We start from the raw sequence: 12,867 nt of genomic DNA on the forward strand, positions 1-12,867 counted from the left end.
ATGCCGGCCCGCCACCAAGAGCTGAGCGCTCTCGCCGGCCGGGTGAACGAGCAACTGGCGGAGGCCCGGCGGGCCCGGTGCTCCGTCAGCCCGGTGGCCCCGGGGGCGGGTGTCGGCTGGGTACTGACGCATCTGATCGAATCAGCGACGCAGCAGCTCCTCATGGCCCTGCCGCACATCACCTACGAGGCCCTGCACCGGGTCCTGCCCTCGCTGGAGGTCGCCGCGAAACGGGGGGTCACGCTGGTCTTCCTCTGGGGCAGCCACCAGTCCGCCCAGCTGGAGGGCAAGGTCGCCACGGCCCTGTACGACCTGCACGCGCGGTTCCCGGGCAATGTGCTGCTCGAAGAGCGCAGCAGCAGCAGTTCCGCCTCGGTGGTCGTCTGCGACAACCGGTCCGCCTACGTCGGATCCCGCAGCGTGCTCGCCACGAACACCGGGGCCGGGGTCCTCGTGGAGCCGGCCGAGGGCAGCGACGAACCCCCGGACTGCATCACGGAGCTGCTGAGCTGGGCTCGACGGACCTACCCGTACTGGGAGGCGGCCAGCAATATCGCCCTCCTGCCCACCGACTTCGACCGGCGCCAGCGGGGCGTGCGTCTCCCGCCGGCCACCGGCGGCCCGCGCCACGACGTTCCGCTGCCCAGGCTGACGGAGGACTGGAAGGACGACGAGGTCGAGTCCCGCACGAAGTGGTCGGCGGGCTGGGGCCGGGCACTACGTGAACTCACGGACGCGGTGGAGGGGGTGTACCGCGGCGTCCCCGTGGTGCGCGCCGTCTGGGACGGCATGTACGTCGACCTCGTGCACACCGCCGTGGGCGGGGCCACCCAGCGTCTCGCCGTCACCGACGACTCCGCCGAGACCGAGGCGTGCACCGACGCGCTGGGCCAGCAGCTGCTGCGGCTCAGGGACAAGAACGTGACGGTCCACCTCCAGCACCCGCCGCTCAAGGACGGGCACCGTCCGGCAAAGGCCTACGCGGACCTGCTCACCCTGCTGTCCGCCGATCGGACGCTGCGCACCACCAAGGCCCGGGCCCGCGCGGTGCTCTCCGACCTCGAGACGATCGTCGGCAGCTACCGCCCTCTGGGCAACCGCTCCATCAACCCGACGCGGGGCCAGCCGCCCACCGAGCTCGGGCTGCACATCATGAACTCGGACTTCGCCGCGGACTTCGCCAGGGAACTGGGCATCCCCGACTGGTTCGGCGCCGCCGCCACCGCCGAACTGCCCGCCTACCTGCCGCCCCTGCCGTCCGTCTCTTCAGTACCCGCCGACTACGACGACTGGACGCTGCTCGACGACCGGCTGAACGCCGACACCCCGCCGGAACGACTGCGCAGGGAGGCCGCGGTCCTGCTCCGCCGCTCGCAGGACGACGGGGAGCCCCGGCGAACGTGGGGCCTGTGGCTGCTGTACGACGCCTGGCAGCGGTACGCCTTCATGGAGGCGTACCTGCTGGCCTCGCTGCTCGGCGACGGGGAGAAGATGCCGGTGGACCTGGCGGCCGTGGCCGTTCCCCTCGAACACGGCCCTCTCGGCGAACAGCTCTACTACAGCGCTCTGGAACTCAGCGATGCCGGGCCTGAACACCGCACGGTCGCCGTGGTCGGCGCCGTCGCCGAAATGCTGCTGCACGGCGGGGACGTCGGCCTGCTGGTCTGGGAAGAGGTACTGTCCGGCCCCGGGCCCAAGGCCGGCGACCCCTCGCCGTCCGCATGGCTGCGCCTGGCACAGCAGGCGGCGGCGTGTTTCCGCGAGACCCGGGCTCCCGTACCGCTGCCGGACATCAACGCCTGGGCGGACGGTCAGGAGCGGTCGGCGGAGGTACGGCTGGGCTGGGAGCGACTGGTCGCCGACGTCCGGGACTTCGAGCGGACCGATCACCGCTTCAAGTTCCTGGACGGGCAGCGCATGCACCGGGCGATGTTCCGGCCGGGAGGTGTGTTCGCCGGCCTGCTGGACATGGCGAAGCGGGAGGCGACGACCGGCTTGAGGACGCGGATCGCCGCCGAACTGCCCCGCACGTCCCTCGACGCCCGCGTTCACATGGACCAGCTCGCGGCGGACCTGGGGCTGCAGAAGGTCGAGTGGAGTCACCACCTGAGCTACGCGCGGCGCATCGCCCAGCTCATGGCGGAGGCGCATCGCCTCACGCGGCTGGCGGCGGCCGAGGACGAGCGGGGCACGGTCGGCTCAGGTCCGGCGATGCTCCCCAGGCTGGAGACCGCGCAGCTTGAACTCGCCCGGTTCCTCGACCGCGAGTGGCACAACCTGCTCGAAGAGGCGGACAGTCTGGGCCGGCCGGCGCTGTACCCGGCGAAGGCGTTGCTGAGTGAGCTCGCGTCGATGCCGGTGGTCGGGAGGGAGGACGTGTGAACGGGGTCCCGAGAGAACTGCTGGCGACGTGGCCCAGCAGATTCCACTTCCCGGATGTGCTGATCGCCCTGGCGGAGCGTGGCCCGGACGGCACACAGCCCCCCGCCGGCGCGGCGCCCGAACTCGACGCCAGAGTCCTCGCCGACGCCGTCCTCGCGCACGTCGGTGGCCTGCCGCCGCGCGCGACGTTCGACACCCTGCTGGACCGGGGTGAGCACGACGCGGCCGAGCAACTGCTCAAGGCCTGCCCGGACCTGCGAGAGCACGACGGCGGCCTTCTGGAACGGAGGCTGGAGTCGGCCCGGGCACGCAGTGCCGAAGTGGTGCGGCAGCGCATCACAGCGCTGACGAGGCGAGCGGAGGCCGCCGGAGTGCCGGTCGCCGAGCTCGACCCGGTCGTGCTGGCCGAGCGCGTCCGGTCGCGACTCGCAGCCGCCGACGAGTTGCTGTGTCCGCTCGAACGTGATCTCGACCGGCAGGTGGAGGGCCTCGCCGCGGAACTGGAAGAGATCATCGCGCGACAGGAGCGGGAGGCCGCCGGCCCGGCCGCCTCCGCGGAGCAGCCCGCCCCTGAGGGTTTGGCCACCGAGCGCGTGCGGTCGCTGCTGGCCGCGGGCGAACTGGTCAGCGCCCGGGCGCTGCTGAACCGGGAGCCCATCGGGGTGCCCGTCCCCGAGGCGGTGACACCGTTGCCCATGTGGGACGGGAACTGGACCGAGGAAACCCTGCTGGAGTACCACCTGAACCGGGCGGTGCGCAGGCCGCCGGAGTTCCTCGCCTGGCAGGCGGACGACGACGCCAAGGGGCTGCTCGCCGCCTTCGACAGCCTCTCCCGCCAGCCGTCCGCCGAGGCGGCGGAGGACTTCGCCAACGCGCTCGGACGTTTCCTCGGCGCGCCCGGTGAGGAAGCCGTGGCGCGGCGCATCGAGGGCGGCTGGTTCACCTTCTTCGACGGTCTCTTCGACAGTGATCTGTTCACCGGACTGCGTCCGACCGGGCGCGTCGATCTCTACGTCGCCGACCCGGAGACGACAGTCGTGCAGCCGGCGCTCGCCGCGGACGGCCCCGTCGTCGCGGTCGGCCCCGGACTGGTGGTCACCGGCTACACCGACCGCCAGGCCGTCGCCGTGCTCAGCTTGCGGGACCTGCTCAGGATGGCCGTTCTGCGCGCCGACCGGGCGGCCGCTCTTCTGGGTGTCCTCGCGCGCCAGTGGCCCGTGGAGGTACTCATCGGCGACACCCGCGCGGCGCTGGACAAGATCCTCGGGGAAGACCCGGACACGGCCTGGCGGACCTTGCGCTGGATCACACGCCTGTCGCTGGGCGGAGACGCCTCCGCGGTCCAGGTGATGGAGAACTGCACCGGCATGGACCCCGGGCTCCTGTGGGTGATGCTGCGGCATGCCCAGGGGATGGACCGCCGTGCCTCTCGCGACGGACTGTGGACGGCCCGAAGCGGCGGCTGGCGGAAGGACGAAGCCCTGCTGCACGCCATGAGGGCCGAGCTGCTGGCCCGGTGCGGTGAGCCGGCGGCCCAGGCCGCCTGGTGGGCTTCCCTGGCCGTCTGCGACCGGAACGGAGGCGTCTCCCGAGGGGACGTGGCCGACTGGGCGGAGGTCTGCTCGACTTGGCCGGCCGCCAGGGAGCGGGCCATCACGGGGATCCGGGCGCTGGAGGCGCGCGGGCTGCTCCTGCCCGCCCAGGACGCGGCAGAGCCCGGGAGCGGGTTCGCCGCGGCGGACGAGAACGGCGCCACCCGGTTCCGGGTACCGCTCAGCGGAGCCGTACGAGCCCTGATCCCCACCGCCGAGCGGGAGCTGACAACCCTGCTGGAGGAGATGGCACGCGCCGAGGAACCCCATCCAGGGGAGCCCGTTGCCGCCGAGGGCGCGGAAGACGGTGCTACGGCGATCTCCGCCTGGACGGCCTGGCACCGCAACCGCTTCGCTCCGGTCCCTTCGTACGCCGCGTACATCGAGGCGGAGGGGCGCGGCGCGGGCGCGGACGAACTGGCCGCTCTCGCGGCCCTGGCGGATCGCGAACTACGGGAGGACTCCGCCGAGGAGCTGATCGCCCGTGCGGTGCCGGAGGCCACGGACCTGAGCCGGGTCTTGGCCGCCCTGGCCGCCGAGTGCCAGGGGCAGTACGGGACGGTCCGCCTGGACCTGCGCTGTCCGGCGTCGTTGTGGGTCGACGTGCCGGAACCCGTGCTGCGCGCGGTGCTGTACGAGGTGTGGGACAACGCGGCGGAGGAAGTCGCGGACCGGGGCGAGGGGATGGTGCAGGTGGTGGTGACGCTGGACAGCCCGGAGGTACTGGTCAGGGTGCAGGACAACGGGCCCGGACTGCCGACCGAGGCGCGGGCCCGGAGGATCTTCCAGCCGGAGTGGACCACGCGCGGCGCGGCCCGCGGATGGGGTCTGCCCCGGGTACGGAAGTTCCTGCGGTCCCTCACCGCCACGGCTGTGGAGGCGGATGTGGAAGTCCTCAGCTCCTCGCATCCGGCCCTGACGGGCGCCGCCCTGCAACTCATCCTGCCGGAACGGGAGACCGGCTCCCACGCCGCTCCCTGACTCAGCGGCGCAGCTCCGAGTGCGCCGTCTCCGGCAGCCGCAGATACACCAGTGATGACAGGAGGCAGAGCACGGCGACGTACCACGGGAACAGCCCCGAGTGCCCCAGTTCCTTGAACAGGGTGCCGACGTACGGAGCCGTGCCGCCGAAGAGGGCCACCGTCAGTGAGTAGGGGAAGCCGATACCGGCAGCGCGCACCCGCGGGGGGAAGATCTCCGCGTTCACGGCCGCGCTGATCGAAGTGAACCCGGTCAGCAGCACCATGCCCGCGCACTGCACGAGCAGCAGTACGGCGAACGAGTCGCGCAGGCTGTGCAGCAGCGGCACCGTGAGCAGGGCGAAGCCCAGGCCGAAGAAGAGCAGCAGGGGGCGGCGGCCGAAGCGGTCCGAGAGCAGTCCGCCGAGCGGCTGCAGCAGGGCGAAGAAGGCCAGCGAGATGGTGCCCGCGAGCAGCGCGTCCGACTTCTCGATCCCCGCGTTGAGTTCGGCGTACGTCGGCAGATACGACGTCCACGTGTAGTAGGCGATGGTGCCGCCCGCCGTGATGCCGCAGATCAGGAGCGACTCGCGCGGGTGCCGGCGCAGTGCCTCGAACAGCCCCGGGCGCGGGGCCTCCTGCTGTTCGGCGCTGCGGGTCTCCTGCGCGCCCTGCCGGATCCAGAAGCCGACCAGGCTCAGCACGGCCCCGACCACGAACGGGACCCGCCAGCCCCAGCCGTTCATCTGCCCGTCGTTCAGCGTGTCCACCAGCAGGGTGGCGATGCCGGAGGCGACGAGCTGCCCGATGGTCGTCGACACGTACTGGAAGCTGGAGAACAGCCCGCGCCGGCCGGGGCCCGCCGACTCCACCAGGAAGGTCGTCGAGGCCGCGAACTCGCCGCCCACGGACAGGCCCTGCAGCAGCCGGGCGAGGACGAGGACCACCGGAGCCAGCACGCCCACCGAGGCGTAGGTCGGGGTGAGTCCGACCAGCAGGCTGCTGCCGCCCATCAAGAGGATGGTGACCGTGAGCGCGGCCCGCCGCCCGTGCCGGTCCGCGACCGCGCCCATCAGCAGTCCGCCGACCGGCCGCATGAAGAAGCCCACCGCGAAGACCGCGAACGTGGACAGCAGCGGCACCAGCGAGTTGCCGGCGCTCTCGGGGAAGACCTGGGCGGCGATATAGGTCGCCAGGAACGTGTAGGCGTACCAGTCGTACCACTCCACGGCGTTGCCCACGGAGGCGGCGAGGAGCTGGCGGACGGGCCGTTTCGTCGGCGGGGAAACCGTCTGCGTCTCTGTCACGCCCCTCACCCTCCCCTGCCAACGCCCGGGCACACCTTCCGTACCGGCGACTTTCACACGAGTGTCACGCGCCCCTTCCTTGGCGTTTGGTGTCCCTGAAACACTCCTTCCGCCCAGATTCCGTCATGTTCCGGCCATCCCGCACCTCAGGATGAGAGGTCTGTCCTACATGTCCGAAGTAAACCGGCGCCGCTTTCTTCAACTCGCGGGTGCCACCACGGCCTTCAGTGCGCTGTCCGCCAGCATCCAGCGCGCCGCCGCGCTCCCGGCGAACCACCGCACCGGGTCGATCGAGGACGTCGAGCACATCGTCGTCCTGATGCAGGAGAACCGTTCCTTCGACCACTACTTCGGGACCCTGAGAGGCGTCCGCGGCTTCGGAGACCCGCGGCCGGTCGCGCTCGACAACGGCAAAACGGTCTGGCACCAGGAGAAGGACGGCAAGGAGATCCTGCCGTTCCACCCGGACGCCGACGACCTGGGCATGCAGTTCCTGGAGGGCCTGCCGCACTCCTGGCCCGACGGCCACCAGGCCTACCGCGGCGGCAAGTACGACCGGTGGGTGCCCGCCAAGGGCACCACGACCATGGCGTACCTGACCCGCGAGGACATCCCCTTCCACTACGCCCTCGCCGACTCGTTCACCGTCTGCGACGCCTACCACTGCTCGTTCATCGGCTCCACCGACCCGAACCGCTACTACATGTGGTCGGGTCACACGGGCAACGACGGCACCGGCGGCGGCCCGGTCCTCGGCAACGACGAACTCGGCTACGGCTGGACCACCTACCCCGAACGCCTGGAGCAGGCCGGCGTCTCCTGGAAGATCTACCAGGACATCGGCGACGGCCTCGACGCCAAGGGCTCCTGGGGCTGGATCGAGGACGCCTACCGCGGCAACTACGGCGACAACTCCCTGCTGTACTTCAACAAGTACCGCGACGCCCAGCCCGGCGACCCCTGGTACGACAAGGCCCGCACCGGCACGAACGCCAAGGCGCGCGAGGGCTACTTCGACCGGCTGAAGGCGGACGTCAAGGCGGGCAAGCTGCCGCAGATCTCCTGGATCGCCGCTCCCGAGGCCTTCTCCGAGCACTCCAACTGGCCCTCGAACTACGGCGCCTGGTACATCGCCCAGGTTCTGGACGCCCTCACCTCCAACCCCGAGGTCTGGTCGAAGACCGCCCTGTTCATCACCTACGACGAGAACGACGGCTTCTTCGACCACGTGGTCCCGCCGCTGCCGCCCAAGGACGCCTCCCGCGGCCTGTCCACCGTCGACGTCTCCCTCGACCTCTTCCCGGGTGACGCGAAGAACACGGCCGGCCCCTACGGCCTCGGCCCCCGGGTGCCGATGCTGGTCGTCTCGCCGTGGAGCAAGGGCGGCTACGTCTGCTCGGAGACCCTCGACCACACCTCGATCCTGCGGTTCATGGAACGCCGCTTCGGCGTGCGCGAGCCCAACATCTCGCCCTGGCGCCGGGCTGTCTGCGGTGATCTGACGGCCGCGTTCGACTTCTCCCGCAAGGACGCGCGGCCGGTCCCGCTGCCCGGCACGGACGAGTACGAGCCGCAGGACCGCGAACGCCACCCCGACTACAAGCCGGCCCCGCCCGCCGACCCGCGCATGCCCCGGCAGGAACGCGGTCTCCGCCGCACCCGGCCGCTGAAGTACGCCCCGCACGTGGACGCCACGGTCGACGCCGCCACCGGGAAGCTCACCCTCGCCTTCGCCTCCGGGCCGAAGGCCGGCGCCGCCTTCCACATCACGTCCGGCAACCGCGCCGACGGCCCCTGGATGTACACCACCGAGGCCGGCAAGACGCTCTCCGATGCCTGGAACTCGGCCTACTCGGCGGGCTCGTACGACCTGACCGTGCACGGCCCGAACGGCTTCGTGCGGGTCTTCAAGGGGTCGAACAAGACGGTCGGCTGCGAGGTCACCGCACGCCACACCGGCGACGACGTCGAACTGACCTTCACCAACAAGGGCTCCGGCACGGCACGGCTGAAGCTCTCCGACCGCTACGGCGCCAAGCCCTCGACCGTCACCGTCCGCCCGGGCGCGAAGGTACGGCGGACCGTCGACCTCGACCGCAGCCGCCGCTGGTACGACCTGACGGTCACCGTCGAGGGTGACGCGGCGTTCCTGCGGCGGTTCGCGGGGCACGTCGAGAACGGCCGGCCGGGTGTGAGCGACCCGGCGATCATCACCGGGTAGCCGGGGTGAGGTGCCCCGGATCGTGCGGCCGGGGCACCAGCGCCGGTTCGGCCGTGGCCGAGCCGGGCTCCAGGGCGAGGACGGCGGCCACCGGATGGTCGTCGTCCACCGGGGCCGCCGCGGGAGCGGCCCGGCTGAGCAGCACCACACCCCAGGACGCGAGGCCCGCCCCGGCGAGCGCGAGCAGCACGCCCGCCGGGCCGCCCTGGAGGCGTTCGCCCAGCAGCGACAGCCCGATCACCGCGGCGGCCAGCGGGTTGGCCAGGGTCACCGTCGCGAGCGGGGCGCCCAGACCGCCCCGGTACGCCACTTGCGACAGCAGCAGTCCGCCGGCCGCGAAGGCCGCCACGAGCAGTGCCACCCCGACCACCTGGACGCTCAGCAGCGGACCCGACCGGTCCGTCGCGGCCACCGTCACGGTCTGGGTGAGGGCCGAGGCGACTCCCGACGCCATACCGGACGCTGTCGCGTGGCGCAGCCCGGGGCGGGCGCCCGGCCGGGACAGCACCCCGATGAGGGCGGCGGTGGCACCCGCCACCGCCAGCGCCTCGGGAACGCTCAGCACATCGTCGGGCGCCGGGCCGGACGCCGTGACCAGGATCGCGCCCAGACCGAGCAGCGTCAGCGCGGTGCCGTTCCACTCGACCGCGCTCACCCGCCGTCCCGCGAGCCGTGCCCCCATGGGCACCGCCGCGACCAGGGTGAGCGCGCCGAGCGGCTGGACCACGGTCAGCGGGCCGTACCTCAGGGCCACGACGTGCAGCAGCGCGGCCGACGCGTTCAGTCCGACCGACGACCACCAGGCGCCGCTGCCGAGCAGCCGCAGCACGCCCGAGCCGGGGGAGCGGGAGGCGAGCCGCTCCTGGGCGACCGCCGCTGCCGCGTAGGCGACGGCGGAGACGAGGGACAGGGCGACGGCGACGGAGACGGCGTTCATCGGCCGGCTCCCGCGAGTGCCTGCTCGTCCCGCTGAGCCGGTACGAGGCTGCCCTGCATCCGGCCGGCGGTGCTCGCCGTGCGCTGCGGCGGGGGGATCACGGCGAGCGCGAGGCCGAGCAGGGCCGTCGCCACGATCGCGTCCAGCCAGTAGTGGTTCGCCGTGCCGACGATCACCAGCAGCGTCAGCAGCGGATGCGCCAGCCACAGCAAGCGCCACCGCGAGCGGGTCGCGACGATCAGGCCGATCGCCACCATCAGGGCCCAGCCGAAGTGCAGTGACGGCATCGCCGCGAACTGGTTCGAGAGGGAGTCGGTCGCGGGATCGCCGTAGACCGACGGCCCGTACACGTGCGCCGTGTCCACGAGGCCGGTCGCGGCCAGCATCCGGGGCGGGGCGAGCGGGAAGAGCAGGTGCAGCGCCAGCGCGGCGGCGGTGACGGCGGCCAGGGCCCGGCGGGCCCACACATAGTGGGCCGGGCGGCGCAGATAGAGCCAGACCAGGAAGGCGACGGTGGCCGGGAAGTGGACGGCCGCGTAGTAGGTGTTCGCCACGTGCGCCAGACCGTCGCCGTGCAGCAGCAAGGACTGCACCGCCCCTCGCCGGGCAGATGGACCGACCGCTCGAAGTCCCACACGCGCTGTGCGTTGTGGAAGGCCTCGCCGGTGTGGCCCGTGGCCAGCTGCCGGCCGAACTTGTAGACGAGGAAGAGCCCCGCGACGAGCAGGAGCTCCCGGACGAGCGGAGGTCGGGCTATGGCGTGCGGCGGTCGCGCTGTCGCGTCGGACCCCGCCGGCGCAGGCTCGGTGCGGGCATTCATCCCCGGCCCCTTCGGTGACGGTGGTGCTGTTATCGGTACGAGTGCGTACCGATACGCCAGTGTACCGATACGGTCGCGTTCCGGTACACTGGCGTATCGATAGACGTAGAACACACTGCCGGCCGGAATTTTCCGGCCGCCCGAGGAAGCCAGGAGCGCGGACATGACGTCGCAGGCTGCGGACGACCGACCTGAGCCGGTCGGTGCCACACGCCGCTCCAAGATCACGCCGGAGCGTGAGCAGGAGTTCTTCGACGCCGTGCTGGAGCAGCTCCGGGAGTGCGGCTACGACTCCGTCACCATGGAGGGGATCGCCGCCAGCACCCGCTGCAGCAAGTCCACGCTCTACCGGCAGTGGAAGACCAAGCCCCAGTTCGTGGCGGCGGCGCTGCGCTCCCACCGGCGGACGCGGTGCATCGACACCGGCTCGCTCGCGGACGACCTGCGTGAGGCCGCCCGGGCGGCGGGGGAGCTGTCGGGCCGGGATACCCAGCTCCTCCAGGCGCTCGCCCACGCGGCCCCCCAGGACGCGGAGCTGCAGCGGGCGTTGCGTGAGGCGCTGATCGAACCGGAGATCGCCGCGCTGAAGGAGATCATCCGGCGCGGCGTCGAGAGGGGAGAGGTGCCCGCCGATCACCCGGCGCTGGAATACATCCCGGCGCAGATGTTCGGCGTCCTGCGGGTGCGGCCCGTCCTGGAGGGCGAGTGGGCCGACCCGGACTATCTGGTCCGGTTCGTGGAGGCCGCCGTACTGCCGGCTCTGGGCCTGAGATGAGACCCGGGCCGCCGTCCGTCGGATGACCGGACGGTGACCCGACCGCGCCGACCCGTGGGGACGGGGGCGGCGCGCACCCCCCGGCCGGGTGGGGTTCCCCTGTGAGCGGCGGGGGCGCCCCACCCGGCCGACCGGTTCCGGGCGGGGCGGTTGTTCCTCGTGTCCTCGTGTGCCTTGTCAGACGTCCTGGCCGTTGCCGCTGCCCGTCGACACCTTGATGCCCTTGGTTATGTCGTCCAGGACGGACTCCTTCTGGTCGGCGTCCACGCCGAACCGGACGACGACCATCTGCTTCGCGTTCGCCGGAGAGGGGAACGCGAGCGACTCCACGATGCCGTCGGCACCCTTCGTGGTGACGGCCTTCCAGCGGACCAGGTAGCCCTGCTGCCCGGCCACGGTCACCGCCTTGGAGGCCAGTACGTCGTGCGAGGTGATCCCGCCGTAGGACTTGCCGCCGTAGGACTCCTCGGCGTTGGCCGCGATGTCCGCCTTGGCGATCTCCTCGGCGGTGCTGCCCTTGGTGCCGAGGGCCAGGGCCGGTGCGGAGTAGGCTCCGCCCTTCGTGCAGGTCGAGGAGGTGTCGCCGGGGCACTTGTAGGAGTCGTCGGATGTGACCTGCGCGCCGGCCCTGATCTCCTGGCCGTACCAGCCCTCCGGGATCGGCATGCTGATCCCGCTGACGGCGTCGGTCACCGATCCGCTCCTGATCTTCGGCGGCTCGGACTGCTCGGGAGACGGGCTCTGACCGCCGGAGCCGCCAGAGCCGCCATCGCCTCCGGAACCCCCCGAGCCGCCCGGCCCGCCGAACGGCCCGCCCTGGCCACCGGGTGCACCCGGGCCGCCCGGCCCCTGAGACGTGGCCGAACCGCCGCCCGAACCGCCGTTGTCGGTCAGCGCGTACACGCCGACCCCGATGCTCGCGAGCACAACGACGGCCGCCGCGACGGCGATCCCGACCCGCAGCCGGCTTCCCCGGGCGGCCGGGGGTGCGGCGGGGTAGCCGGGATAGGCGCCGGTGCCCGGGTGTCCGGGGGTGTGCGGGTACTGGGCCGGGCCTGGGTGATGCGTGGGGGTGCCTGGGTATCCGGCGGCGCCGGCGTACCCAAAGGCGCCTGGGTGTGCAGGCCCGCCAGGGTGTCCCGGGGCGCTCGGGTGTCCTGGGGCGCTCGGAGGTCCGGAGGTGTTCGGGTGCCCGGCGGCGCTGCCATGCCAGGCAGCGTCTGGATGTGCGGCAGCGCTCGGGTCCCCCGGAGGGGGTGCGTCACCCGCAGCGCCCAGGTCTGACGCTGGGGCGGGATCGCCGGTGGCCGCCGAGCCTCCCGCGGCGGCCGATCGCCCGGCAGCGGAGCCCGCCGCAGGGGCGGAGTTGTCCGCGCTGCCCGTGTCACCCGCGGGGGTCGAGCCCGCGGTGGAGGCCGGATTCCCGGTGACGGAGCCTTGTGCAGGGGCGGTGCCCGCCGCTGCGCCCGAGTCCCTCGCAGGGGCCGAGCCGTCAGCGGAGCCCGAGCCTCCAGCGCTGCCCGAGTCCCTAACGGAGCCCGAGCCCTCAGCGGCGGCGGGCTCCCCCGCGGCGGAGCCTGTGACAGGAGCCGCGCCGTTCGTGGTGCCCGAGCCTTCCGCCGTCCGTGAGCCTCCCGCGGAAGCCGAACCTCCCGCGGAAGCCGAACCCGCCGCGGAAGCCGAACCCGCCGCGGAAGCCGAACCCGCCGCGGAAGCCGAACCCGCCGCAGCCGCCGGATGCGTCGGCGGCTGCGCCGGGCGGATGCGAGCCGTCCAGGCCTTGCCGTCCCACCAGCGTTCGGTGGCGGGCCCGTCACTTTTCTGGCCGGGGTCCGGGTACCACCCGGAAGGAGTCTCCTGCGTCATGCCCCCAC

General features: G+C 72.4%; 7 protein-coding genes and 2 pseudogenes. 4 read left to right on the forward strand and 5 right to left on the reverse strand.

Annotation, left to right across the window (positions count from 1 at the left end; translation table 11 throughout):
* Together ACQEV8_RS37150 and ACQEV8_RS37155 are read left to right on the forward strand one after the other, a co-directional pair.
* Window positions 1–2,382, forward strand: a complete 2,382-nt coding sequence (locus tag ACQEV8_RS37150; RefSeq protein WP_432969632.1) for a hypothetical protein — start codon at window positions 1–3, stop codon at window positions 2,380–2,382.
* Window positions 2,379–4,955: an ATP-binding protein gene (locus ACQEV8_RS37155; RefSeq protein WP_432969635.1), complete on the forward strand. Its 2,577-nt coding sequence runs from the start codon at window positions 2,379–2,381 to the stop codon at window positions 4,953–4,955. Before ACQEV8_RS37150 ends, ACQEV8_RS37155 begins: the two co-directional genes overlap by 4 nt.
* Before the next feature lies 1 nt (window position 4,956).
* Here ACQEV8_RS37155 and ACQEV8_RS37160 read toward each other — a convergent pair whose 3' ends face one another.
* A complete protein-coding gene (locus ACQEV8_RS37160) occupies window positions 4,957–6,240 on the reverse strand; it encodes an MFS transporter (protein ID WP_432969638.1) in 1,284 nt (427 codons plus the stop codon).
* Window positions 6,241–6,409: 169 nt separating this feature from the next.
* Here ACQEV8_RS37160 and ACQEV8_RS37165 point away from each other — a divergent pair, with 169 nt between their 5' ends.
* Window positions 6,410–8,461: a phosphocholine-specific phospholipase C gene (locus ACQEV8_RS37165; RefSeq protein WP_432969641.1), complete on the forward strand. Its 2,052-nt coding sequence runs from the start codon at window positions 6,410–6,412 to the stop codon at window positions 8,459–8,461.
* On the opposite strand, the gene ACQEV8_RS37170 is transcribed toward ACQEV8_RS37165, so the two are convergent.
* Together ACQEV8_RS37170 and ACQEV8_RS37175 are read right to left on the reverse strand one after the other, a co-directional pair.
* Window positions 8,451–9,398 (reverse strand): hypothetical protein, encoded by a 948-nt coding sequence (locus tag ACQEV8_RS37170; RefSeq protein WP_432969644.1) that lies wholly within the window; start codon window positions 9,396–9,398, stop codon window positions 8,451–8,453. The genes ACQEV8_RS37165 and ACQEV8_RS37170 overlap by 11 nt on opposite strands.
* Window positions 9,395–10,218, reverse strand: a pseudogene (locus ACQEV8_RS37175) (phosphatase PAP2 family protein). Before ACQEV8_RS37175 ends, ACQEV8_RS37170 begins: the two are co-directional and overlap by 4 nt.
* Before the next feature lie 163 nt (window positions 10,219–10,381).
* Here ACQEV8_RS37175 and ACQEV8_RS37180 point away from each other — a divergent pair.
* Window positions 10,382–10,993: a TetR/AcrR family transcriptional regulator gene (locus tag ACQEV8_RS37180; protein WP_391098665.1), complete on the forward strand. Its 612-nt coding sequence runs from the start codon at window positions 10,382–10,384 to the stop codon at window positions 10,991–10,993.
* 177 nt (window positions 10,994–11,170) lie between these two features.
* On the opposite strand, the gene ACQEV8_RS37185 is transcribed toward ACQEV8_RS37180, so the two are convergent.
* On the reverse strand, window positions 11,171–12,271 hold the full coding sequence (locus ACQEV8_RS37185) for a hypothetical protein (protein ID WP_432973275.1): 1,101 nt from the start codon (window positions 12,269–12,271) through the stop codon (window positions 11,171–11,173).
* Between the two features lie 471 nt (window positions 12,272–12,742).
* Window positions 12,743–12,859 (reverse strand): annotated as a pseudogene (locus ACQEV8_RS37190) (DUF2510 domain-containing protein); the annotation flags it as partial.
* Window positions 12,860–12,867: the final 8 nt, after the last annotated feature.

Source organism: Streptomyces sp. CA-179760, from assembly GCF_050937045.1.
Classification (GTDB): Bacteria; Actinomycetota; Actinomycetes; order Streptomycetales; family Streptomycetaceae; genus Streptomyces.

Bases quoted from the DNA above. Each gene is read 5' to 3' on its own strand.
- ACQEV8_RS37150 (WP_432969632.1), top strand. From the start codon at position 1: ATGCCGGCCCGCCACCAAGAGCTGAGCGCTCTCGCCGGCCGGGTGAAC.
- ACQEV8_RS37165 (WP_432969641.1), top strand. From the start codon at position 6,410: ATGTCCGAAGTAAACCGGCGCCGCTTTCTTCAACTCGCGGGTGCCACC.
- ACQEV8_RS37170 (WP_432969644.1), bottom strand. From the start codon at position 9,398: ATGAACGCCGTCTCCGTCGCCGTCGCCCTGTCCCTCGTCTCCGCCGTC.
- ACQEV8_RS37180 (WP_391098665.1), top strand. From the start codon at position 10,382: ATGACGTCGCAGGCTGCGGACGACCGACCTGAGCCGGTCGGTGCCACA.